Origin of the sequence: Actinoplanes nipponensis, assembly GCF_016862275.1 — a bacterium.
GTDB lineage: Bacteria > Actinomycetota > Actinomycetes > Mycobacteriales > Micromonosporaceae > Actinoplanes > Actinoplanes nipponensis.
The window spans coordinates 47,151-69,382 of the sequence record NZ_BOMQ01000070.1; the positions used below are offsets into that span (position 1 = coordinate 47,151).

21 protein-coding genes are annotated in these 22,232 nt (G+C 68.1%); 3 read left to right on the forward strand and 18 right to left on the reverse strand.

From position 1 onward, the window contains the following. Positions 1-55: 55 nt before the first annotated feature. The 18 genes from Ani05nite_RS29920 to Ani05nite_RS30000 form a co-directional block, all read right to left on the reverse strand. On the reverse strand, positions 56-1,540 hold the full coding sequence (locus tag Ani05nite_RS29920) for a type I restriction-modification system subunit M (RefSeq protein WP_203773938.1): 1,485 nt from the start codon (positions 1,538-1,540) through the stop codon (positions 56-58). A 390-nt stretch (positions 1,541-1,930) separates the two neighbouring features. Continuing rightward, positions 1,931-2,836 carry a JmjC domain-containing protein gene (locus tag Ani05nite_RS29925; protein WP_203773940.1) on the reverse strand — a complete coding sequence of 302 codons (906 nt, stop codon included), beginning with the start codon at positions 2,834-2,836 and terminating at the stop codon, positions 1,931-1,933. A 76-nt stretch (positions 2,837-2,912) separates the two neighbouring features. Further along, complete coding sequence (locus Ani05nite_RS29930; RefSeq protein ID WP_203773942.1) at positions 2,913-3,998, reverse strand: hypothetical protein; 1,086 nt, start codon at positions 3,996-3,998, stop codon at positions 2,913-2,915. Beyond that, positions 3,995-4,813 carry a thiopeptide-type bacteriocin biosynthesis protein gene (locus tag Ani05nite_RS29935; RefSeq protein WP_203773944.1) on the reverse strand — a complete coding sequence of 273 codons (819 nt, stop codon included), beginning with the start codon at positions 4,811-4,813 and terminating at the stop codon, positions 3,995-3,997. The genes Ani05nite_RS29930 and Ani05nite_RS29935 overlap by 4 nt, the downstream gene beginning before the upstream one ends. Before the next feature lie 16 nt (positions 4,814-4,829). Next, a complete protein-coding gene (locus Ani05nite_RS29940) occupies positions 4,830-6,053 on the reverse strand; it encodes a lanthionine synthetase C family protein (RefSeq protein WP_203773946.1) in 1,224 nt (407 codons plus the stop codon). After that, positions 6,050-9,064, reverse strand: coding sequence for a lantibiotic dehydratase (locus Ani05nite_RS29945; protein ID WP_203773948.1), 3,015 nt, complete (start codon positions 9,062-9,064; stop codon positions 6,050-6,052). Before Ani05nite_RS29945 ends, Ani05nite_RS29940 begins: the two co-directional genes overlap by 4 nt. 170 nt (positions 9,065-9,234) lie before the next feature. Continuing rightward, a complete protein-coding gene (locus Ani05nite_RS29950; RefSeq protein ID WP_203773950.1) occupies positions 9,235-9,387 on the reverse strand; it encodes an FxLD family lanthipeptide in 153 nt (50 codons plus the stop codon). 78 nt (positions 9,388-9,465) lie between these two features. Then, entirely contained in the window at positions 9,466-10,674 is a 1,209-nt protein-coding gene (gene fxlM / locus Ani05nite_RS29955) for a methyltransferase, FxLD system (RefSeq protein WP_203773952.1), read from the reverse strand. Positions 10,675-10,924: 250 nt separating this feature from the next. Beyond that, positions 10,925-11,635 (reverse strand): hypothetical protein, encoded by a 711-nt coding sequence (locus Ani05nite_RS29960; RefSeq protein ID WP_203773954.1) that lies wholly within the window; start codon positions 11,633-11,635, stop codon positions 10,925-10,927. Between the two features lie 272 nt (positions 11,636-11,907). Further along, entirely contained in the window at positions 11,908-12,030 is a 123-nt protein-coding gene (locus Ani05nite_RS41980; protein WP_275410659.1) for a hypothetical protein, read from the reverse strand. Positions 12,031-12,093: 63 nt separating this feature from the next. Beyond that, complete coding sequence (locus Ani05nite_RS29965; protein ID WP_203773956.1) at positions 12,094-12,411, reverse strand: hypothetical protein; 318 nt, start codon at positions 12,409-12,411, stop codon at positions 12,094-12,096. After that, complete coding sequence (locus tag Ani05nite_RS29970; protein WP_203773958.1) at positions 12,404-13,309, reverse strand: SAM-dependent methyltransferase; 906 nt, start codon at positions 13,307-13,309, stop codon at positions 12,404-12,406. Before Ani05nite_RS29970 ends, Ani05nite_RS29965 begins: the two co-directional genes overlap by 8 nt. Positions 13,310-13,493: 184 nt before the next feature. Next, the gene (locus Ani05nite_RS29975) at positions 13,494-13,850 is read right to left on the reverse strand and encodes a hypothetical protein (protein WP_203773960.1); all 357 of its coding nucleotides are present in this window, start codon (positions 13,848-13,850) and stop codon (positions 13,494-13,496) included. Further along, entirely contained in the window at positions 13,847-14,665 is an 819-nt protein-coding gene (locus tag Ani05nite_RS29980) for an SAM-dependent methyltransferase (RefSeq protein ID WP_203773963.1), read from the reverse strand. Before Ani05nite_RS29980 ends, Ani05nite_RS29975 begins: the two co-directional genes overlap by 4 nt. Positions 14,666-14,864: 199 nt before the next feature. Continuing rightward, entirely contained in the window at positions 14,865-15,656 is a 792-nt protein-coding gene (locus Ani05nite_RS29985) for a GOLPH3/VPS74 family protein (RefSeq protein WP_203773965.1), read from the reverse strand. After that, positions 15,653-16,675: an acetamidase/formamidase family protein gene (locus Ani05nite_RS29990; RefSeq protein ID WP_203773967.1), complete on the reverse strand. Its 1,023-nt coding sequence runs from the start codon at positions 16,673-16,675 to the stop codon at positions 15,653-15,655. Before Ani05nite_RS29990 ends, Ani05nite_RS29985 begins: the two co-directional genes overlap by 4 nt. 3 nt (positions 16,676-16,678) lie before the next feature. Next, positions 16,679-18,109, reverse strand: coding sequence for an APC family permease (locus Ani05nite_RS29995; RefSeq protein WP_203773969.1), 1,431 nt, complete (start codon positions 18,107-18,109; stop codon positions 16,679-16,681). 158 nt (positions 18,110-18,267) lie between these two features. Then, the gene (locus Ani05nite_RS30000; protein ID WP_203773971.1) at positions 18,268-18,591 is read right to left on the reverse strand and encodes a hypothetical protein; all 324 of its coding nucleotides are present in this window, start codon (positions 18,589-18,591) and stop codon (positions 18,268-18,270) included. Positions 18,592-19,437: 846 nt separating this feature from the next. Here Ani05nite_RS30000 and Ani05nite_RS30005 point away from each other — a divergent pair. The 3 genes from Ani05nite_RS30005 to Ani05nite_RS30015 all read left to right on the forward strand — a co-directional run bounded on the left by Ani05nite_RS30005 (position 19,438) and on the right by Ani05nite_RS30015 (position 22,229). Next, entirely contained in the window at positions 19,438-20,319 is an 882-nt protein-coding gene (locus Ani05nite_RS30005) for a helix-turn-helix domain-containing protein (protein WP_203774044.1), read from the forward strand. Beyond that, complete coding sequence (locus Ani05nite_RS30010; protein WP_203773973.1) at positions 20,316-20,537, forward strand: DUF397 domain-containing protein; 222 nt, start codon at positions 20,316-20,318, stop codon at positions 20,535-20,537. The genes Ani05nite_RS30005 and Ani05nite_RS30010 overlap by 4 nt, the downstream gene beginning before the upstream one ends. Positions 20,538-20,858: 321 nt before the next feature. Next, positions 20,859-22,229 carry an NsdA family TPR-like regulatory protein gene (locus Ani05nite_RS30015; protein ID WP_239130754.1) on the forward strand — a complete coding sequence of 457 codons (1,371 nt, stop codon included), beginning with the start codon at positions 20,859-20,861 and terminating at the stop codon, positions 22,227-22,229. The last annotated feature ends 3 nt before the right edge of the window (positions 22,230-22,232 follow it).

The following is a 22,232-nucleotide window of genomic DNA, read 5'->3' on the forward strand; positions in this document are numbered from 1 at the left end:
CGCTGACACGTGGCGCATGAAATGAGTGTCCGTTGATCGTGGCGCCCGGCTAGCTTCACGCATCGAATCCGGCTGCCTTCAACTTTGTTTCCAATGTCATATCCATGGCGGTTAGCTGGTGCCGTGCTTCACGGTAGGCCGCAATGGCAGCCTCGACATTCGCTTCGGCTCCGGATTCGGTCTTGATGTACCTGCCGACGCTCAGGTCGTAGCCGTTGGCTTGAACTTCAGTGACATCCACGAGGCGCACGCTCAGCCCTGCTGCCCCATCGGTGTCCACGCCTTTCTTGTAGGCGGCGTCAATCACCTCAACATCGTGTTCGGACATCGTGTTCTGGTTTCTGCTGGCCTGATACCTGGCGGAGGCATCAATGAATAGAACTTTGCCTTTGCGATCTTGGGATTTCGCGTTTCGGAAGATGAGTAGGCACACCGGGATTGCCGTGGAGTAGAACAGGTTACCGGGCAATCCGATCACGGCCTCGAGAAGGTCCTTAGAGATCAGGCATTCGCGGATTGCGGCCTCTTTGCCACCTCGAAAGAGCACCCCATGTGACATGACGACGCCGACCCGTCCAGTCTGACCTGCCATGGTGGCGACCATGTGCTGGATCCACGCGTAGTCGCCATTCTTCGCCGGAGGAACACCACAGATCACTCGGCTATAGGGGTCTTTCGTCCAGGCCTCCGCTCCCCAATTCTGCAGCGAGAACGGGGGATTTGCGATCACGACGTCGAACTTCCGCAGCGCGGCGCCATCCAGCAGTTTCGGCTCCCGGAAGGTGTCGCCGCGGACGATCTTGAAGTCGTCCAATCCGTGTAGGTAGAGGTTCATCTTGGCGATGGCCGCGGTCGTCAGATTTACCTCCTGTCCGTGAAGGCGCAGGGTGCGCGGGTCGCCACCGGCATTACGGACAGCATTAACAGTCTCAACAAGCATCCCGCCAGAGCCACAAGCTGGGTCCGCTATGGACTCTCCGGGCTGCGGGTCAAGGATCCTGACGAGTAGGTGTACGACGTGACGCGGCGTAAAGAACTCACCGGCCTTTTTCCCCGATGCCTCGGCGAATTCTCGGAGCAGGTACTCGTAGGCTGCACCGAGCATGTCGCCGCTCACACTGTCGGGATCGAGCCTGACGCTATGAAACGTGTCGAGCAGGGCAACGAGTGCGGACTCGGGGAGACGGTCTTTGTTCGCCCAGTTCACGTCGCCGAACACGCCAGCGAGTTCCGGGTTGGCCTGCTGGATGCGCTGCAGGCATGTGGCCAGCTTCGCGCCTACGTTGATGGAAGTCTCGTGGACGTCGTGCCAATGGCAGGCGTCGGGGATCACGAAGGGGTGATAGTCGGCCTCGATCTCCTCGGTCAGATTCTCGCCGAATTCCTTGACGGCCTGGGCGTGTTGGTAGTCCCAGTTGTCGCTGATCCACTTGAAGAACATGACCGGAAACACGTATGCCTTGTAGTCGCCCGGGTCGACGGGACCCCGCAAGGCGTTGGCCGCAGACCAGAGGGCCGACTCCAGCTGACGCTGGGTCATTTGCCCAGATCCGGTTAGATGTAGCGCCATGCGCCGATCCCCTCGCTCGAACTTACCTTCAAGGAGGATATCGGCCGATCGCCGTGAGTACTCTCCCGCGCTCAGGCGTCACGGCGGGGCTAGGGTATACGGGGGCCTTCCGGGCTAGCGTCGACATGGACTGCCAGACATGGGGGTACCCCTGTCAGGGGCAGGAACCAGCTTGGTGCTGGACGGCATCGCTAAACTAGCAGTGCTTTGTCAGGTTCGGCGAGATGGTTTGCCCCAGTGAAGCGGATCAAGGCCGTGACCTGCGAAAGCAGATTCGAACGATCCCTGGGGCGCGATGCTGGCCAGGCACATTTCCCCAGGTCACGGCGATCTGACAAAGCACTGCTAGCTGCTTTATTCCTAGACGAGATCGAGATCTACCTCCACGTCGGCCACGCCTCGTAAGACGTGGGCGAGCTCGTGGGCGTCGAGCGCGCTGAGATGTTGGATGAGCATTTCGCGGGTTTGCTCAACGCGGTTGGCCAGGGCCTCCGGCGTGAGATCGCTCGGGGGTATGGCATGGCGGAATGCCGGGTCGTTGATGACGGTGGCTGTCAGGTGTTCGGCGATCCAGAGCGGGGTGCGCTCCTTGATGACGAACGTGAGGTGGACGCTCTCTGTGGCGTCCTTGTTGTAGGGGTTGTGTACCCATCCGCGTGGCAGCACGAGGACGTGGTGAGGGCTGAGGTGGAACGACATGTCCGGGCCGCTGGCGTTCCACTCTTCTATCCATTGGTCCTGCCACAGCTCAACCGTCGTCAGATGGGCTCGGGTTGGCTGGGCGATCTTCGGCTTCCAGAGGTCCCAGGTCTTGGTGCCCGCGAGTTGGACGACGATGCTGAGGTATTGGTCCCAGTGGTGTTCGAGCCCTTGTTGGCCTGCCGGCGTGACGAAGGCGGATACGTAGTTGGTGCAGCCGGTTTGGCGCTGGATTGATTTGGTGACGGTCGCCATGGCGGGAAGCCATCGTTCGAGGTGCCGCATCTGGACGGTGTGGTCGCGGTCGCGCCACTGCCTCAGTTTGACCGGGTCGAGCCGGTCGGCTGAGGTGAACAGGCGGGGGTGACGCGCGGTGTCGTTCTTGACGACGTTGACGTCGGTCGGTGGGAAGCAGCCGCTGTCGAGGATGTCGATGACGGTGTTGGCGCTGATCACGCGGGTCAGCGCTCGGCCGTTTGCGGGAAGCTTCAGCAGTTGAGGCGTGTGTGGCCACGTGTGCATGAACTCTTCGGCGGTCTGCGAGTCGAGCAGTAGTTCGAGCGGCATCGTTCGTCTCCCGGGGAAGCTGCCGTACGCGGGTGGGTTGAACTAGCGTCGGAAGGCCGAAACCTGGGATGGCGGTTTACACCGGTAGGTGCGCCCGCCTGCGCTTCTGGCACGCGATGACCGATTCGGCGGTATCGAGGGCGCCGCTGAGGGTGGCGAGGTGAGCCGGGGACATGGTGCCGAGGGCGAGACCGCAGTTGGTGACCAGGTCGGTGAGTTGGTCGATCTGTCGGCTGGTGGCGATGCCGAGCCGTCCGGGGTGTGCCAGGAGATCGCGGGCGGCGTAGCCGTCGTTCGCGGCGTAGCGGATCAGATTCGCGGCGATCTGCTCCCTGGCGGGGTGCTCGCTGTCGAGGGCGTCAATGAGGGTGAGGCTGAGTCGGATGTGGAAGACGGCGAGCCCGGACTCGGCGGGGCCGAGTGCGCGGTAGGCGGCCAGCGCGGTGGTCACCAGGTCGGCTGGGTCGTCGGTGGGTACGTGAAGGGATAGGCAGGCGGTGACGGCGTTTTCCCATGGTTCGCCGGGTTGGGTTGCGCCGAGCATCGCGCGTGCTTGCTGGTGGCGGCCTGCCATGGCGTGAGCAATGACGGTGACTTGGCGGCCGTCGAGCATGCGCGCGCCGACTCCCTTGTATTCGCGGAGGCGGTGGCTCGCTTCGTCCCATCGGCCGGCGGTGGCGAGTGCGTGGGCACCGGTGCCGAGCAGCACGGTCCAGAGCCACGTCCGCGCTTTGAGGTGGGCCTCGGGTGTATCAGTGAGGAGGATCGCGGAGACGGTGAGGCCGTCGATCGTGATATCGGTGCGGGTGTCGATGGCCTGAAAAAGCTTCTCCAGCAGGGTCCATGCGGCAGGGCCGTCGCCTGCTCGAACGTGGAGGCGCGCGAGGTTGACGATGGGTTCGAGCGCGTGCTGGGGGTCGCTGTCGTGGGCGAGAGCGACGGCGGCGAGCCGGTGACACCAGGCTCGGGCCAGGTCGGGCAGGCCGCAGTCGGATGCCAGGAGGGCGGCGAGGTTGAACACGGCGGTCGCTGCCGCCACGTCGCGGCGCTCGTGGGCGAGGTTCGCGCGTCCTTGCAGGTCGGATACGCGCTGGGCGAGGGGCGTGCAGGCAGGTCGGGGCCGGGCGATCAGCGGGAACCTGCGGGCAACGGTCGGGTTCATGAGGCACCGCCTGGTATGAGTGCGCCGAGCGTGGGGTCGGGGCCGAAGACGACGGTCTTGGCAGCAGCGGCGAGGGCCGCCTGCTGTAATCCGGGAATGCTGCGTCGGTTCCACGCGAAGATCACATGGTGGGCGAGCGTGGCTCGTAGGCCGCGGTGCAACTGGCCGGTCTGGTTGAGGTGCCGGAGCGTGTCACCGGCGGACGTGTAAGCGTCGATCAAGGTCTGGTAGCCGGCCAGCGGCGCTTGCTGGCGAGTGAGATCGTCCATGTCGACGGTGAGGAGCCTTCTCGCCGCGTTCAGCAGAGCAGCGACAGAGCCGGGCTGCGGCGGGTCTCGGTGGTCGGCGACGCGTGCCCACACGTCGCCTTGCTCATACCAGTCGAGGGCCGCTGCGCGCATCATCACCGCAGCGAGCATGATCGACGTCTCGCGGTGGCGGGCGGGCTCGCGGTCGCTGCTGCCGGTCAGGAGGTGCTGGCTGTCGGCATGCCACAGCTGGTGGGCGGCGTCCATGGCTGCGGGGCCGCCGAAGGCACAGGTCTCGGGCTCGTAGATGCCGGGGACGGCCCCGCAGATGCTGCGGTCGTGGATGAGCCGTTCCAGTTCGCCGGTCAGGTAGCGGTCGGCGTCGATCGTGGCAGCGGGGAGGTAGCGCAACCGCCAGTCGCCTTTGCGTACGTAGAACCAGGTGGTGATGAGCTGGCGGGCTTGGGCTTCGGCCAGGATCGGCGCGAGATGGGTGCTGGCTGCCTGCTCTGCGGTGTGGGGGTCAGGGAAGGCGATCGTGACCTGTCGCCATTCGGGTGCCGTCATCAGCGTGTTCCCCGGCTCAGCTGAGGGCGAGGAAGGTGTCCCAGCCGGTGGCTGAGGTGCCGGTGGCGGCGGTGTGCAGGGCGAGCGCGGCTCCAGCCGTGCCGTCCATCAACTCGGGGTTGTGGAAGGCGTCGGCGGAGAGCTGATGGGTGAGGTCGGCGGTCAGGGCAGGCAGTTGAGCGGTGAGCTGGGCCGAGCGGTGCGGGTCGGTGCTGGTGGTGGCCATGCGGCAGGCGGCCTGGAGGAGCCCGGCTTTGCCGTGGCAGAGGCCGATCTCGGGGAGTCGGTCGCGTTGGGTGGTGTCTTGGAGTACGGCGAGCATCGCGTTCTCCGCGTGCTGCTGGCGGGTGGTGTCGCGTTGGGCGAGTCCGGCGAGTTGCTGGGCGCGGGCGATGCCGGGGGTGCCGTAGCACCAGGAGGGCCGGTGGCGTTTCGGGTCGGTGCCGGGGGTGACGTATCCCGGCCACCAGATTCCGGTGGGGTCGTCGTAGCGGTGGAGGTCGGTCCAGCGGCACAGTTCGGCGAGGGCGTTGCGGGCTGTGGGGGTGTCGTGGCCGTGGAGGATGGCGTGGGCCAGCAGGGCGATGACGGCGCTGATGCCGTGGGCGGCGCCGATGTTGCCGTGACCGTGCGGAAAGTCGGGGTCGGGTGTACCGGCGAGCCCGGAGGGCAGCCACCACGGCGGTCTGCTGATGCTGCCGTTGAGGGGTTCGGTGATACGAGCGAGGTAGCCGACCAGGTCGTGGCTGATGGGATGGTCGGGTTGAGCGTGCAGGTGGTAGAGGCCGAGACCGGTGAGGCCGTGGACGAGGTCGAACTCGTACATGGTCAGTGGTTCGCGGCGGTCGATGCGGGCGTGGGCGGCGGCGAGGCGTTGGCGGGTGAGGGTGATCGTGGCGGTGTTGAGGCTGGCGTAGGCGCGGCGGTAGCCGCCGAGCGGGTGGGCGATGTGCAGCATGAACGCCAGGGCGGGGGCGCCGTGGAACGGGTCGGAGTTGGCTCCGATACTGACCGGCTCGCTGGCGGCGGCGCGGATCCAGCGGTGGGCGGTGCCTTCGTCGCCGTGTCCGGAGACGGCCCGTTCGATGTGCAGCAGGGCGATGCCGACCGCGCCACCGGCCAGCGATTGCGGCCGGGTTCGGCCGTCGGGTGACGGGCCGACGGTGGCGGGGTCGGCGAGCCTGACAGAGGCCGCGGTGAGCACGTCGAGGGGGTTGGCGGCGGTCGTTGTGGTTCTCATGGGGTGCTCCTTGTCGTCCAGCTCAGCGCGGCGGCGCGGGCGAGGTGGAGGCAGGCTCGTTCGCTGTCGAGGTCGAGTCCGGCGACGCGGACGTGGTGCAGGTGGAGCAGATCGGGCAGCAGCTCGACCGGCGGGACAGCGCTAACGGCGGGTAGGTGGTCGCGCCAGGCGGTCAGGGTGCGGTGGCGCTCGGCCCAGCGGTCCATCAGGTTCTCGCCTCCGGGTAGGGACGCCACGGCGGAGCGGTCGTGCGGGTTGGCCAGGCGGATCGCCTGGTCGTAGACGGACCGTGGGGGTGCGGGCCGGTGCGCGCGGGTCCGGGCGATCAGCCATCGCAGGGCATCGGTCGGGTCGCCAATGGCCGCCGTGACGATGTCGACCATGCTCGCGGCGGTCAACGCCTGCCAGCCGGAGGCGGGACGTCGCCCGGTGACGGCCAACTGCGCGAGGACGGCTGCGGAGTCCGCCTCGAACACGGCTGTGGTCGCCTGATAGGCGGCCGGGCTGCCGAAGCGGCCGGGCTCACCGAAGTCGGTGTCCCATTGGACTCGGCGGGTCAGGTCGGCCTCGGCCAGCTCTCGCGTCCAGCCGGTGACGGCTTCTGTGGGTAGGCCGCTGATCCGTAGCCGCAGGTGCGGTTCGGGGTCGGCGTGGCGCAGGAACCACCACCTGCCCGCGCCCGGGTAGCCGGCCAGGAGCCGGGGTAGGTGGGTGTTCAGGATGGTGGTCTGGTCCTCGGGTCGGGCGTAGATCTTCAGGTAGTGGTGGTCGCTGCCGGGCAGGACGCCATGGGCGCGGACACTCACCGGAGGGCTGACGAGCCGGGGTGCTGGTGGTCGCGGGGTGGTGGCGATCAACGGGATGACGATCTCGTGCCGGTGCCCGCCGATCCAGGCGTCGCCGTCGGGGATGACGCGCAGCAGGGCGGTGGGGCTGCGGGTCAGGTGGTCGCGCAGCAGTGCCCGGTGGGCGGGTTCGTGGAGGTCAAGGCCGATGGTCTGATCGCCGACTCCGAGCGCGACGGTGGCGGGGCAGCCGGCCGCGTCGAGCCAGGCGGTGAGGGCGATGTCCCATCGCTGCCAGGCGGCGGTCCGGTCGGGCAGGTCGGCGGCGGTCAGGAGCCACCGTGCCGGGCTCAGGAGGGTCCGGCCGTACCGCAGCGCGGGCAGGAACGGCAAAGTTTTGGCTGCTGGTCCCCACTCCACCGGCGAGCAACGGGTAGCCAGGGCTACGGGTGCCTCGGCGAGGAAGCGGGTGAGCGGGTGGGCGTGACGTACCGGCTCGACCGTGTTGACCGCGACCGGTTGAAGTGCCCGCTGGCGGGAGATCGACACCAGGTACAGGCGGTGCCCGTCGGCGGTCACCGCAATGTCGTCCACGCCGATCGTGTCCGGTGACGGGGCGTGGTACTCGCCGACCGGGATCAGATACGGCAGGACTCGGGCAGCGCGGTTGACATCCAGGGTGATGGTGTAGCGGGTGACCGCAGACAGTTGAGCCAGCAACGCTCCGGCGCTGGCTGGTGGGCTGTCGGTCGTGCGGGTGGCCACTTGGTGCCGGGTGGTGTCGCCGAGCATGTCCAGGAACCTGCCCGTGGTCGAGAACGCTTGCTGCGATGCCCGCACGATCGACAGGTGGAAGTCGCCATTGGTGATGGCCTGGAGCGAGTCGGCGTGGACGCGCACGGTGAGTTCGGCGGTCGGCAGGATCTCGGTCGGTGCCGCGCCGGCCAGGTCCTCCAAGAGGGCGTCGTCGAGGATCACCTCGTGTTCATGGCGCAGGGCGGCGCGTTGCGCCAGGGCGAGCAACCGCTGGTCCCGATCGGTGAGGGCGGACGCCGTATCGGTGGGTTCGCCGGTGAAGCCGTGCGGGTAGCCGAGACCCACCTGGGCATCGATCACGTCCAGGACCGGGACGAGGGCGTGCAAGCCGTACCGGTCCAAGAACCGTGCATGCCAGTCGCGCCACCCGGCCGACGTCGACCGGGCGAGGCGGGTCAGTGCGGCGGCGGCTCGGCTCGCCTCCGCCGTCACCGTCGTCGGTACCACGAGGTCACAGTCCAGCCGCAGGTCGATCCCGACCGCGTGGCCGGGGCGCATCAGGGCGACGGCCTCGCGAAGGTCCCGTAGGTGCGCGCCGGCCGTTGCCTCGTCCGGTGCACGATGGTGTCCCATCTTGAGATCACGAACTTGACGTAGCTGATCAAGTAGATCGGCAACGTCGCCGCCGTCGGCTGCGGCGGCCTCCACCTGGTCCACGACGTGCGTCAGGGGGTCGGTCTCGGTCGAGGGTGGGCGCAGGCTGGTCAAGAGCAGACGCTGCGCCACCATCTGGCCGATCAACCGCTCGACGCCCTCTCGCGGCGCCGTGCCGTCGGCGGTCAGCTTGCCGATCAGATCGGCCCACCGGATCGGTGCAGCCGCCGCCGCCAGAGCAGCACGGATCACGTCGTTGGCCTTGATCCGCAGATGGGTCGGCGCGCCCTGGGGGTCGCTCGTGGCAGCGCGGTACTCCAGCACCACCTTGCCTGCTCGTTGCACCAGGAGGTTGTTCGCGCACACCGTCAGATGCGGGCGGAGCCGGACGTCGGACTCCAGAGCGTCGAGGATCGCGGCAAGCCAGGATGCCTGCAGGCGCGCGACAGGCCGGTGCGCGGCGCCCCACCGGACCCGGCCGCGACGGCTCGCCGTGGCAGGGGCGACACCCGCGAACAAGCCGTACGGGGTGGCCCGGGTGGTGGCGCGCAGCAGGTAGCGCATGACCGCGAGCACCACTCGCCGAGCATCAGTGTGTGACAAGGTGCCGCTGATGGCGGCGGTGGCCCGCTCGGCAAGGTCCGGGGAGGCATGGGCCAAGGCCGCCGCGAATCCGGGAATCCCCAACGTCTCGGTCAGCCACGACCGCCAACCGGCCGTCGGGTCGCTGCCGGTCAGGTCGGGCCATCCGCCGAGCTGGTCGGGGCGCAGTACGGCTGCTCTGAGCATTAAGGCGTCGTTGACGCTGCGATACATGGCGACCTCCCCAGGACGTGATCCGCTGGCAGCGGGTGGGGAACGCCCGGCCCCGCGAGAATCTCTCCCGGGGCCGGGCACTCCTGACTCTGATGTCGATGGCTCGCTCTACGACCTGGCCTTGTGGACCGGGCTGGCCAACTGAGCGGGCCATCGACGGATGTGACAGGTCAGCAACTGGTGCAGGCCGACGCGCAGGTGCTGCCGCAGTTGTCCTCGGTCATCTTGATGATGTGCTCGACGGTGCCGCCGGCCTCGATGAACTCGATGTCGAGGTCGAAGTCGTCGGCGGTGTCGGGCAGGGCTGTGGCGAGTTGGGACATGACAACCTCCCTGGTAGGGGTGATGCAGACTTCCCCGGCGCTGCTCGGCATGGGCCGCTGAGGTGAGCGCCGAAGCTTCTAGGACCAGGCGACGGCGAGGACGCCGTGTCGCTTGGTGGTGTGCCACCCGGTCAGGCTGCTGGAGTCGGCGGTGTTCGGGCGGTACGCGATGTCGGCCGCGTTGCGCCGGTAGTAGCCGCCCGCCCACGCGCGGATCATGGCCAGTAGCTCGCCGCCGACCTGCTCGGCTTCCGGCCCGTGCGCGACGACGCCTGTTTCGTAGCCGCTGACGGTGTCCGGATTCTCGCGCTTGATGCGGTAGGCGATGGTGCCACCGCGCACCAGAGCCGGGGTGCCGTTACGCACCGTCCTGTCGACCACGCCCTGATCGACGGCGGCCTGCGCGGCGTGCACCATCGGCAGTTCCGGACCGTTGGTCAGCAGGTACAGCTCCAACTCGTCGGGCATGTCGAACGGCGTTCCCGACCAGCTCTCCACCGGTTTGGTGTTGAGCGCCTTCCGCAACGCCGGCACGTCGAAGGTGAGGGTGCTGTTCTGATCGACACGCAGCCCGACATCGGGGGTGACGGCGATCAGCTTCTCGGTGGCCGCGCCGTCGCCCTGCATCGGTACGAACGAGCCGAGCCGATAGTTGCTGGCCGTCAGGGTCGGACTGCCAGCGATCCGGTCGAACGCGATGAGCCGGGTGATCGCGGCGAAGCGCAGCGGCACGACGATCCGGCCGTCCGGGGTGAGCTGATCGAGCCAGGCGGGCGGGATGTCCCACGCCCCGACAGTGACGATGATCCGGTCGTACGGCGCGTGTTGCGCCACGCCGTTGTCCGCGTCGGCGAGCACGACGTTGACGTGCTCGTACCCGGCCCTGGCCAGACCCGCGCGGGCACGGTCGACGACGTCGGCATCGATGTCCACCGTCGTCACCGAGCCAGTACGCCCGACGATCTCCGAGATCAGTGCGGCGTTATATCCGCCGGACCCGATCTCCAGCACGTTCATCCCCGGCCGCACGTCGGCCTGTTCGAGCTGAATGGCCTGGATGTGAGAGGCCGAGACCACACTGGTCTGCCGCCCTTCGGCATCGATCTTAGGCACCAGCGTGGTGTTGGTTTGATACACCTTCTCCAGTGGCTCGCCAGGGGCGAAGTCATGCCGGGGCACCGCGTTCATCGCCGCAGCGACGATGTCGGTGGTGATGAGACCCTCGTCGCGCAGGGCGGTCACCATCGCCTCACGCAAGGTCGCGGCGTCGTCAACCTGTGATGTCATCAAGAAAATCCCTCTTGTCGAAAAGCTGCCGGATTCATATCTGGTTCGCCGAATGAACTGTCTAACGTCCCAGGTGGGTCGCGTTTCAGCCAGGCATCCGATCACCGCCTGGTCCTCGTTGGGTTTGCCGCCTGGAGTGGCGCCACCGGCGACATAGCGGACGGGGTCCACCGATCACCGGCGAGACGACTCGGTTCGGTCCTCAACCGCCGCCGGCTGCGGCTGCGGCTCACGATCGGGTCTGAGGACTTCAGGTGAGTTGATGTTGGCGATGGTGGTCGAGGAAGAGTTGGTAGTCCTCTACTGCCGGGAACGGTCCGGTGAGCTTCCCGGGGTTGCGCAAGGTCACCAGTTCGTAGGCCAAGGGCTCTCCTGTCGCGGGGTCAAGGATGAGTAGGTCCCTGCTGACGCCGTTGTCGCTGTCGAAGCTGACCGCGACCCCGGCCCGGCCGACGCGGTCGACGGCGGTGCCGCGCCAGATCAGCTCGGAGTCGCGCAGCACGGCGAGGATCGTCGCGCGCTGGTCCCGGTTGGGGGTGTGCCAGCCGTAGATCTCCGCCGTGGCGCGGATACCGGCCTGGTCACCGTTCTCCCAGGGCTGGATGTCGTTGATCTGGGAGGAGAGGAGGCCCGGGTCGGTGTTCACCGGCGCGCTCAGCGCGCCGGGCAGCCCGCCGGCAGGGAAGTCCTCGGTCGTGGTGGCCGGGTCGGCGGCGGGCTCGTCGCGCATGGTGATGACGCGTCCGGAGCCGTCGTCCGCCCGCCAGCGGCGGTAGTCGAACTCGATTGTCTGGGTGGTGCCCAACCCGTCCGGTCCGATCGTGGTGTCGGCGGCCCACTGCCGCACGTGCAGGTAGGCGTACCGGCCACAATCGGGCGGGTCGCTCGGCGCGGCGCTCACCTGTTCGATCAACGCCCGCAGGTGTGGGCGGGCGGGCTCGGTGCCGTGGGGAAACTGCACGACGGTGGGACCGGTGGGCGGCCGGGTAGGCGCGGGCGCTGCGGGGGTCCGATCGGCGGTGGCGGTCGGGCACCCCGTAGACGGGTTCGAGACCGCCGAGGACGCAGCGGCTGAGGTCGCGGGTGCCACCGTGCTGGTGGTGGACGACCGGGTGATGGCAATGCCGCCAGCGACGCCGAGGACAACCACACCGGTCAGGGCGGCTGCGGTCACGCTGGCCCACCGACGTCGTGGTGCCGACGATCGCGTGGTCTGCGGATTGGCGGGGGCAGTCACTTGACCGCCTCCTGACCGTCACCGGCCAGCGGCGCCCAGGCGCTGAAGGTGGCACCGATACGGCCGGTGTCGGTCTGTGGGACGGCGCGCAACGCGACGGCCCGGTGGGTCGAGGTCATCAGGTACGGGGCTCCTTGCCTAGTGTTCGTGGTGTGGTCCGGCGGGCACGTGGCCCGCCGGGCTCATTGGTTGGTGTCGGGCTCGCCGAGTGGCGAGGGCCGGGGCACCTTGGCGAGCTGCACGATCGCGACGGCGGCCAGGAGCATCGTGGCCGGGCGGTCCTGCTGTTGGCGCAGGCTGCGCCACACGTCGGCGACCGCTTCGAAGTCGGTGAAACCGGTGTCGAGCTGGGAACGCACCGCGCTGGTCGTTTCGACCAGTCGGCCGAGCATCGTGCGGTAGTCGTGCTGGGCTGCTTCGACCAGAGCACGAGGCGGCGGTTCCCGTTTCGCGTCGTCACCGCGTGGGGCGGAGGGGGCGCTCGACGTGGCGTCAGGCATGGTGGCTCTCTTCTCGATGGCAAGGCTCGGAATCGTGGAAATGACTCGTGGGCACTGCTGTTCGGCCCGTGGCCGGTACTCGGGCGGTGATGCCGAGAAGTTCCGGGCAGGTTGGAGAGTCCGGTGGCGTGTCGTCGGGGTCCGGCCACCACCACTCGGCCGGGCAGATCGGGGCGGCCAGCTCGGACACCGCGCTGAACCAGTCGCGCAGTTCGTCCGCCGGGCGGGGGTACAGGCCGACGCCGAGGGTCTTCCACAGCGTGCAGAGCAGGTCCTGCGCGTTCCGGTCCTCGCCGTTGCGAGGTGGGGTGAGGTGGGTAGCGACCATCCAGCTATCCGGTGCGAGGCTCGCGGCGATCTGGGCGACGACCCACCACGGCGCGGCCGGATCGTCCATGAGGTCGAGCACGCCGGGCAGCACGGCGCACGGTTCGGCGAGGTCGAGGAACTGGGCCGCTTCCCCGTCCAGGATGGTGCCGGGGTCGCTCGGGTCACCGTGGATCATGATGGCGGTCGGTTCGCTGCGGAGCTTCCGCTCGCCGTACAGCACGGCGGCCCGGTCGTCGGCGGCGTACACCACCCGCGCCTGAGGTGCCAGCGTGTGAGTGGGCCACATGGTGGGCAGCCAACTGCCGATCTCGACGAACTGCCGCACGCCGAGTCCGGTGAGGTGGTCGACCGCGCGGACCCGGAACGCCACCGTCTCCCGGACGATGGTTTCGATCATCGGATAGGCGTCGGTGAACACCTGCCAATGGATGCGGTCGGTCTCCAACGAGTGCATCCCGCCGAGGGCGTGATCACGGACCCGGTACAGCGCCGGCTGGTCCATGTCCTCAGCGCCGGGCCGAGCATCGCCAGCCCAGCCTGCTCGCCAGTTACCGAGGTAATCCCTCATGGTGTTCTCCCTCCTCACAAGAGCCGGTGCGGCGGTGCGGCCACCACACGAGGTCACCCGCCGTTGGGGTTCAGGCCATCGCCGTCCCGGCGCGATCACCGCCACACGCGTCGGGCACCCTGATGACCTCGGGCAGGACGCCCCCGGGGGATCGTGTCGTGGACATGTCATCTCCATCGCTGGGTCAGGCCCCTGGGTCGGTGGCGAGGGTGCTGGTCACGGGATGTGGTGGCATGGTCAGCGTGTGGACGCCGAGGTGTTGGCCAGCGCAGTCGTGAATCTGTGTCAACATCCCGGCGTCGGCGAGCCTGGTCACCGCTTGCCGGAGCTCGGCTGGGTCCAGTCCGACGGCCAGGAGCAATCGGTGCACCGTGTACGGGTCGAGTTCGGCGGTCACGGTGCCGGGTCGCCGGGCCGAGGTTGCGAGATAATCGGCCACCTGGCGGAGCTGGCTGTCGGGGAAGCGCTGATGCACACGCGCCCGCCAGATCGCGGCGAAGGCATCGCCCTCGCCCCCAGCCCCGCCAGCGGTGTCGATCATGGTTTCTTCGCCACCCCGCAGAACACATCCACCACGGCCGGGACACCAGCTACAGGGTCCGGGTCCGGTCGCCACAGGCTGCTGGAGACCACGCCGGGCTCGACGAGGTCCAGGCCCTGGAAGAAGCCGGCTATCTCGTCGGGATGGCGGGCGATGTACGGGGTGCCCGCCGCGATCGAGACGCGGGTGGCCTCGTTGCGGGCCTCAGGGCTGATGACGTTGGTACCGTCGTTGATCACGACATAGCTGCCCGACGGTAGGGCGGACACGAGTCGGTTGAGAATCGACTTGGCCTCGTTGTAGTCCTCGACGTTGCCCAGGATCCCGAGCATCATCAGCCCAATCGGCTCGCCGAAGTCGAGGATCCTCTCTGCCTTGCGCAAGATGGTGTCCGGGTCGTGGACGTCGGCGTGGAGGTAGTCGGTGACGCCCTCCGGTGAGCTGGTCAGCAACGCCCGTGCGTGCGCCAACACCAACGGATCGTTGTCGACATAGACGATCCGCGCGTGCGGGTTGATCCGCTGGGCGACCTGGTGGGTGTTGTCAGCGGTCGGCAGGCCCGTACCGATGTCCAGAAACTGCTTGATCCCCACCTCGCCCGCCAGGTACCGCACGGCGCGGGTGAGGAACCCTCGCGACTGCCGAGCAATATCGACGATGTCGGGGAAGAACTGCACGATCTGGTCGCCGAGTGCCCGGTCGGCGGGGAAGTTGTCCTTGCCGCCGAGCCAGTAGTTCCACACCCGAGCCGAATGCGGCACCGACGTATTGAGCGACGCAGAAGGCCACTCGCCGCCCGGAGGGTAGCCAGTCATGACGCGCGCCCTTGCGGCCTGAGCGTCGTGGGGGTGTGCCGCCGCAGTACGGGGGACTGAGACAGCGGCACACCCCCGGACGCCACCGCGACCGCCGGTGTGTCAGGTGCGCGGTCGGGTGGTGCTGGTTGCACGCCCCGGCGGTGCCAGGCCGGGGTGCAACCGGGTGGGGCTGTGGCGGGTCGGTGCTGGTCGGTGGTCATCCCATTGCCGCTACGGCCAGGTCACCGCGACCGGCGTCCACCGCCTGCACCACGGCGGTGATGGTCGAGTGCTCGTGCTTCATGGCGACGTGCCACAGCCATTCGGTCAGGTCATGGGTGGAGAGGTTGCCGTCGTAGAGGAATTCCGCCAGCTCGAGCGCGGCGATCAGACCGCACAGGGCCGCGCACTCGTCGTCGGGTGCCGTCCGTCGGACCCGGCCTTGCTGTGTGTAATACAGGACCGCGTCACGGATGCGGCCTCGGGCGCGGACGGCGTAGCCGTAGTGCACGGCCAGGTGAGTCTCGGTCCTGATCAATCCGCCCAGCCGGCGGCGCTCGGTGCGCTTCAACAGCCCCACGGCCACCAGCCCACCGCGGACCCGCTCGTACAGGTCGGGGACGGCGAACGCGCGTAACCACGCCCGAAGCTGGTCTCCGCTGCGGTGCTCGCGCACGATGCGCTCAACGGCGTCCATCGCGGCGTCCAGCGGCGCGCTACCGGCAGGGCCAGACTGCATCACCGTCAGCCGTCCCGGTTCTTCCCGCCATTCCAGGCGGAATTGGTCCCAGGTGTAGCCGACCGCGACGTACCCCTTGAGCGACAGCTCCAGCAGCAGCGCCCCGGCCAGGCCGATCGCGAGGGCCTGCGGGTTGGTCAGGAGGGCGCCGGTGTCGTCGTCGTGGGCGAGGAGGTACAGCTCGGCGTGCAGCGGCAGGACCGCTTTCGGGTCGAGGCGGTTCGGTGTGGGCACGGCGCTGGCCTTGTCAGCAGTCAGGAACACGGTCATGGTGCGCCGGTCCCGATGGACAAGGCGTGAGGTGTGGCGCGCAGCCGTTCGTGGGCGCCGCCGTAGGCGGCGACGCCGTGCAGGAGTCGCTTGGGCAGGGCAGCGAGCATGGTGTAGTTCGGATCCACGACGTTGCCGACCGGCGCGGTGCCGGCCTGCGCGACGAGTTGGTAGGCGTCGAGGTCGTCCAGGCCGGTCAGCTCGCCGGTCCAGCCGACCAGGTCGTGCTGGCTGATCCGGAACGCGTCCTCCAGCGGCCGGGCACACCCGATACTCATGATCGCGGTATCGGACTCGATCCGGGGCCACAGGGTCGGCAGGCCCTTGATGACCTCGACGGCGATGGTGGTGTGCATGGCGACTTCGACCGCGACCCCGCTCGCCTCGCCTTGGCCCTGGCGGGCGTGGCCGTCGCCGAGGCCGAGCATCGCGCCGTGCACGTTGACCCCGAGGTACAGCGTGGTGCCGGCCCGCAGCTCCGGGGTGTCCATGTTCCCGCCGTAGGAGTCGCAGGTGATGCTGCTGCGGGCTTCGAACCCGGCCGGGGCGACACCGACGGTGCCGTGCATCGGGTCCAGGGGCAGCTCCGCGGTGTAGTCGGAGTTACGGGCGCGGTAGCGCACCACACCGGCCTTGACGTCGATGTCGTACAGCCAGACCCGCTCCTCCAACGGCGGCTGCAAGCTCGCCGTGCGGGAGGTCGAGGTCAGCGCCCCGAAGTGCAGGAACGTGCTGGACACGCCAATGGTGCGGGCCGGGACGATGGACAGGAAGTGCACCGCGAGGGTGTCGCCGGGCTCGGCGTCGTCGATGAAGAACGGCCCGGTGACCGGGTTCAGGTACGGCATGGTGCACACCTGCGACGGCAGATCGTCTACGGTTTTGACCGCGCCGCCGAAGCAGTCCTCGGTGTAGGTGGACAGCACGTCACCGGAGCGCAGGTGCGCCAACGGCATCTTGCCGCCGAACGTGTAGCCGTAGTCCTTCTCGGTCGGCATGAACGTGTGCTGCTCGCCCATGGCTCAGACCCCCTCGCGCACGGGAGTGCCGGTGTGCTGCGCGGGCGTGAGCCCGGACAGCTCCGGTCGCCGGCCCGCGACGTACAGGCCGATCAGCACCAGAAGGCCCAGCCCGATCCACACGAAGCCGAGCCGTTGCGCGGCGACGTTGGCGTTCCACACCACGAACCCGAGGATCGTGCCGCCGATCAGTGGCATCACTCCGTGCGCGAACCACCTCCTGCTTCGCTGGCGGCCGAGGTGGTAGACGATCACGGACAGGTGCAGCAGCAGGAACGCGGTCAGCGCCCCGAAGTTGACCAGGCTGGACAGCAACGAGATCCCGTCGTCGCGCACGTTCATCCACAGACCGAGGCCGAGGGACACGGCGGCGACGAGCAGGATCGCGTTAATCGGTACGTTGCGTTTGCGGGACACCTTCGCCAGGAAGCCCGGGAGTTGCTTGTCGCGGGCCATCGCGTACAACAGCCGCGAGATCGCCACCTGCGCGACCATCGAGTCCGGCAACCCCCAGGCGATAGCGGTCGCGAACGCGCACAGCGTGCCCAGCCACGGCCCCGCCGCCACCGCTATGGCCGTGTAGAAAGCCGTACCGTCCGGATCACCGCCCGCGATCAGTGCCTGCGGGTCCGGGGTCAGGATGGCCGCCAGCCAAGTCTGCGCGATGAACAGCAGACCCGTGACCAGCAGCGCCCCGGCCATCGCCCGGCCGATCACCCGCGAGCCGCCCTTCGCCTCTTCGGCGAGCATCGCGATGCCGTCGAAGCCCAGGAAACTGAGGACGGCGACGGAGGTCCCTGCGAGGACCAGTGCCACGCCGAAGGTGCTCGGGTTGTACAGCGGCTCCCAGGTCCACCGGCCTATGCCGGTGGCGATGGCCCACGCGCCGATGCCGAGGACGATGAACAGCACGGCCAGCTCGCCGACCAGCATGATCCAGGTGAACTTAGCGGTGACCTTGATGCCGCGTGTGTTGATGGCGGTGTTCGCCGCGACGAACGCGACCAGCCATCCCCACACCGGGACCGCCGACAGGATCGGGATCGCCGCGAGGCTGGCGTGCAAGGCGACTGAGGCCACCAGGTAGAGCAGCGACGGCACGAGGACGTAGTCGAGCATGATTGCCCACCCGGCGATGAACCCGACCGGTGCGCCGATGCCCCTACCGACGTAGTTGTAGACCGACCCCGAGAACGGGAACGGCTTGACCATCTGCGAGTACGAGAACGCGGTGAAGATCAGCGCGACCACGCCGATCGCGTACGCCGTGACCACCATGCCGCCGGACGCGGAGAACACCGCACCGAAGATCGCCATCGGGGCGATCGGCACCATGAAGATCAACCCGTAGGCGAGCAGGTCACGGAACCGCAGCGCCCGCCGGAGCTCCTGCTGATAACCGAACCGTTGCAACTCTTCGACCGGATACGACACCGGGAAATCCCTTCACTGGCATTCGAGGGGTGGAGACTCCACAGGCCCTGGGGCGGACCTGCGGAGAGTCAGGGGGAAGGCGACCTGGCGCCAGGCTTGCCGGGTGAAGCCGCGCTACCCGCCGCCGCGCCCTGCCCAGCAGCGGCGACGGGCGCGGCCTATGCGCGCGGGACGAACCGCACGTCGTCGACCGTCCCGCCGACGTCGATCCGGGAGTACAGACGGGCCAGCACCTCGGCCGGAGGATCGGGCCAAGGGCCGGCGGTCAACGTCGGATCGCGCCTGGCCGCGTCGGCGTACACGCAGCGCTCGATGGTGTCCGCATCGATCGGGCGCAGCCGGCAGCCGCACACGGCCATGTACTCACGTTTCGACTCGGGCGAGCCCCATCGGCAGAACGGTGCCCCGCACCGGCAGAACAACCGGCCACACAGCGGATACGGGTTGATCAGGCGGGCCAGGTTGACGAGTTCGCTGTGCACGGAGGGTTCCTTCGCCGCCGATGCGCGTGGGCGCGGGGTCGCCGTCCGAGCCGCGCAGCCGTGCGGTTGGTCGCGCCGTGACCCGCCGGACGGCCGGGTCCGGTCACGACCCTCGGGCGACGGTCGTGACCGGACGTCTCGGCCGGTTGTCACCCGCGCGGGTGACTGACGGCCGCCAGGAGTACCGAGCTGCTGACGTCGCCGACTGGGGCCGCCGCAGCGGGTGGGCACGCCGACATCGGCCGGGTCGACTCCGGCCGCCGTGATGACCGCCGCCGCGTGAGCCCGCGACCGGCAGGTCCGGCCCTGGCAGGACCGGCACCGGCCAGCAGCATCGCGCTGGTGCGACCGGTAGACCTGCACCGCCATGCCGAACATGGACGAGGACGGCAGGCCGCGAACGACGGCGTCGACGTGCGGCGCGACCGGGCTGCCGACCGCCACCGTGGACGACACCACACAAGGCACGGCCGACTCCTCACGGCGTACGGTCGGTTCCGGTGACCCGTTGGCGCTCATCACGTCCTCCTCGGCAACGGTCGGATCATGTTCGCCCCGGTGGTGCGGCTGTCGGGACGACCGCTTGGCGGGCTGCCACATCGATGTGTCGCTTGTGGTGTGCCTACGATCACTGACAGTCCGCAGGCGCGGAACCCCGAATTACCAGGAGAGTTAGTAGGAGAGTTAGCAGGAGACGTGCCGTTGACCTGCGGTTTCTTCACGCCTGGAGGCGGCTGCGAGGGTCTCGGCGCCGAAATCCGGGGTTACGCTCTGGCCGCACCGGACAGTCCTACGCGGTCGGACAGTCACGGTGGACTCGCTTCTGTCCATGCCGGAGGTTCGTTGATGATCAGCCCCTACGTGCGACGCCATCGGCTGGCGACCGAGCTGATCCGCCTCCGCGAGGAGCACGGCTACTCCACCCAGCGACTCGCCACGGCCGTCGGCATTCCCCGCCAGCGGATCAGCCAACTACAGAACGGGCACGTGCGCCCGAACGACGCCGAGATCATGCGCATCCTCAACGTCCTCAAGGTCGGCGACCGCCGCTGGCAGCAGATCACCACCATCGCCCGCGAGGCCGCCGAACGCGGCTGGTGGGAGAAGTTCCGCGACGAGATGGGCCCAAGCCAAGCCCTGTACGCCGACCTGGAAGCCGGCGCCCGCGCCATCGCCGAATACCAGACCTTGCTGCCCGGCCTGCTTCAGATACCCGCGTTCACCGAGGTCCGGATGCGCGTCAACCGCGGCCCCCGCTCCGAGGACTTCGATCCGACCCGGGCGCTGGAGGCCCGCCAGATCCGCCAACGCATCCTCCACCGTGACGGTGGACCCAGCTACGAGGTCATCATCGACGAACTGGCCGTACGCCGGCATGCCGCACCACCGGATGTCGTCCGCGCCCAGCTCGACCACCTCGTGCAGATCGGACGGGAACGCAAGAAGAAGATCACCATCCGCGTCCTGCCGATCTCAGTAACAGTGCCGGGATACGTCGTTCCTGGATCACCGTTCTTCACCTACCGGTACCCCGACCCCGGCGATCCCGTCGTCGTCGCCGTCGAAATGGCCCGCCGCGACCTGGTCCTCACCGATCCGGCCGAGACCAACGGGTACCTGGACCAGTACCGGCGCCTGCAACAGGCGGCGCTCACCCACGACGAAAGCCTCGACTTCCTCGCCACCGTGGCTGAGGAACTACCCGCCTACACAGGGAGCCGACGATGACATCGAGCAAATTCACCAACTGGCGCAAGACCGTCCGCAGCGATCAAGGCAACTGCGTCGAGGTCGCCTTCGCCGCCGACGGAAACGTTGGAGTCCGCGACAGCAAGAACCCAACCGGCGCAGTTCTGGAGTTCGGCCCCGGCGAATGGGACGCCTTCATCGCAGGCGCCCAAGCCGGGGAGTTCGACCGCAGTTCCGCTCACAACCACGATGTGTAGCCAGCAGGTCGAGTTGCACGACGTCCCGCTACTGCGTTTCGACAACGCCGGAGACTAGGACCGGCGGGGTATCAGATGTTGGGGCTGGTCACGGCGGAGCGGGTGTCGCCGCCTGGGATCCGGTCCGCCCAGAGGGCGCGATCCCGTCTCGCAGGGGTGGCAATTCGATCGCGAGATCAGCTTCAGCAGGCGACCAGCCTGCCACAGCGGACGGTGGCACACTCGCCTCGGCACGCTGCCGTTCACCGCAGGGGGTAGGTGGCTTGAGCACCATCGCTGGCCCTGCCATCCTGGGACAACCGACGAGGAGGTGTGCCGCCCGTGGGCGAACTTGATCAGCCGAATGCCAAGCAGACGGCTCACTCGATCCGACATGGCGATCAGACGATCGGCAGAATCAAGCCACGGCCGAACACACTGCTGGCCCACGCACGCCGCGCACGCAAGTCGCCGTCAGGATCTGGACGCCCGATGTCGCGGCAGGAACTCGCCGACGCGGTAAACGCCTACTTGTGGGCCACCTATAAGGTCACGAGCAACTGGGACGAGACCGACATCGGCCGTCTCGAACGCGGTGAGAACCGGTGGCCCGTCGAGCGGCGCCGGGAAGCCTTCCGCACCGTGCTTCACGTACAGACCGACAGCGAGATCGGCTTCTACATCGATCGGGCGTCGGCCGCCACGTCCCAAGCCGCACCTACGGCATCTGACAGCACAATCAGCGATATCGACCTGCGGGTTCCCGAGTTGGTCACCGGCCATGTCCTCCACGTCGACAGCGACGCGGGTGGCGACTGGAACAGTTTCTCCGTCGTCACCAGCATGCTCGCCCAGCAACGGCAAGCGGTCCCACCAGCAGCTTTGCTGAGCCTGGTGGAGGCGCACCGGGAATGCCTGCTGACACTGTTCCGCAAAGCGGAGAAGGATCCAATCAGAGTCGACATCGGCGTGATGCTCGGCGAGGCATCCATCGTCGCCAGCCGGCTGTGGAGCGCGCAAGGCAACCGCTCCATGGCCCTGGCCCATTGCGCCTATGCTCGCAGCCTTGCCGATCGACTCGGCAGCATCCGGCTTGGTGCCACCGCACGGATCTTTGAAAGCAACCTGCATTCAGGGGCCTCTACGCTGATCCAAGCCGACGGCGACATCATGACCGGGCTGCGGCTGCTCGACGAGGCCGCCACTGCGGCTGACCACCTCACCGCTGCAGCGCAGGCCAGGATCGCCGCTGAGCAGGCCCAAGCGTATGCGGCCCTGGGTTTGCGTAACGAGACCGATGACGCCCTCGTGCGGGCACGGCAGGCCGCCTCCGGCATCACCGCGCAGGACCGCACCGGCCTGTTCAGTGACTGGAACCCCACACGCGTGGATGTGTACGAAGGCACCTGCCACCTGCTACTCAAGGAACCCACACGCGCCGTCACCCACCTGGAACAAGCCGCCGCCGCCCTGAAAAACGACCAGAGCAACACCAACGTGGCGCTCGCCGCCCGTGTCGACCTCGCCAGCGCCTACGCGCTCACCGGCCACCTCGACGCGGCCTGCGTCACCCTCGGGGAAACCTACGAGCGCCTGCGGCAGATCGGAAACCTCCGCGGCATCTCACGCGCCCGGCGTGCCCGAGAAGGACTGAACCGCTGGAACAGCGAGCCGATCGTGCAGGAGCTGGACCGCCGCATGGCTGCGGCCTGACAG

What these genes read in the sequence shown, in the direction of transcription:
- Ani05nite_RS29945 (WP_203773948.1), bottom strand. Translation starts at nt 9,064, where the DNA reads ATGTATCGCAGCGTCAACGACGCCTTAATGCTCAGAGCAGCCGTACTG.
- Ani05nite_RS29920 (WP_203773938.1), bottom strand. Translation starts at nt 1,540, where the DNA reads ATGACCCAGCGTCAGCTGGAGTCGGCCCTCTGGTCTGCGGCCAACGCC.
- Ani05nite_RS29970 (WP_203773958.1), bottom strand. Translation starts at nt 13,309, where the DNA reads ATGAGGGATTACCTCGGTAACTGGCGAGCAGGCTGGGCTGGCGATGCT.
- Ani05nite_RS29940 (WP_203773946.1), bottom strand. Translation starts at nt 6,053, where the DNA reads ATGAGAACCACAACGACCGCCGCCAACCCCCTCGACGTGCTCACCGCG.
- Ani05nite_RS29975 (WP_203773960.1), bottom strand. Translation starts at nt 13,850, where the DNA reads ATGATCGACACCGCTGGCGGGGCTGGGGGCGAGGGCGATGCCTTCGCC.
- Ani05nite_RS41980 (WP_275410659.1), bottom strand. Translation starts at nt 12,030, where the DNA reads ATGACCTCGACCCACCGGGCCGTCGCGTTGCGCGCCGTCCCACAGACC.
- Ani05nite_RS29985 (WP_203773965.1), bottom strand. Translation starts at nt 15,656, where the DNA reads ATGACCGTGTTCCTGACTGCTGACAAGGCCAGCGCCGTGCCCACACCG.
- Ani05nite_RS29925 (WP_203773940.1), bottom strand. Translation starts at nt 2,836, where the DNA reads ATGCCGCTCGAACTACTGCTCGACTCGCAGACCGCCGAAGAGTTCATG.
- Ani05nite_RS29935 (WP_203773944.1), bottom strand. Translation starts at nt 4,813, where the DNA reads ATGACGGCACCCGAATGGCGACAGGTCACGATCGCCTTCCCTGACCCC.
- Ani05nite_RS29950 (WP_203773950.1), bottom strand. Translation starts at nt 9,387, where the DNA reads ATGTCCCAACTCGCCACAGCCCTGCCCGACACCGCCGACGACTTCGAC.
- Ani05nite_RS29965 (WP_203773956.1), bottom strand. Translation starts at nt 12,411, where the DNA reads ATGCCTGACGCCACGTCGAGCGCCCCCTCCGCCCCACGCGGTGACGAC.
- Ani05nite_RS30010 (WP_203773973.1), top strand. Translation starts at nt 20,316, where the DNA reads ATGACATCGAGCAAATTCACCAACTGGCGCAAGACCGTCCGCAGCGAT.
- Ani05nite_RS29980 (WP_203773963.1), bottom strand. Translation starts at nt 14,665, where the DNA reads ATGACTGGCTACCCTCCGGGCGGCGAGTGGCCTTCTGCGTCGCTCAAT.
- Ani05nite_RS29990 (WP_203773967.1), bottom strand. Translation starts at nt 16,675, where the DNA reads ATGGGCGAGCAGCACACGTTCATGCCGACCGAGAAGGACTACGGCTAC.
- fxlM (WP_203773952.1), bottom strand. Translation starts at nt 10,674, where the DNA reads ATGACATCACAGGTTGACGACGCCGCGACCTTGCGTGAGGCGATGGTG.
- Ani05nite_RS30005 (WP_203774044.1), top strand. Translation starts at nt 19,438, where the DNA reads ATGATCAGCCCCTACGTGCGACGCCATCGGCTGGCGACCGAGCTGATC.
- Ani05nite_RS29930 (WP_203773942.1), bottom strand. Translation starts at nt 3,998, where the DNA reads ATGAACCCGACCGTTGCCCGCAGGTTCCCGCTGATCGCCCGGCCCCGA.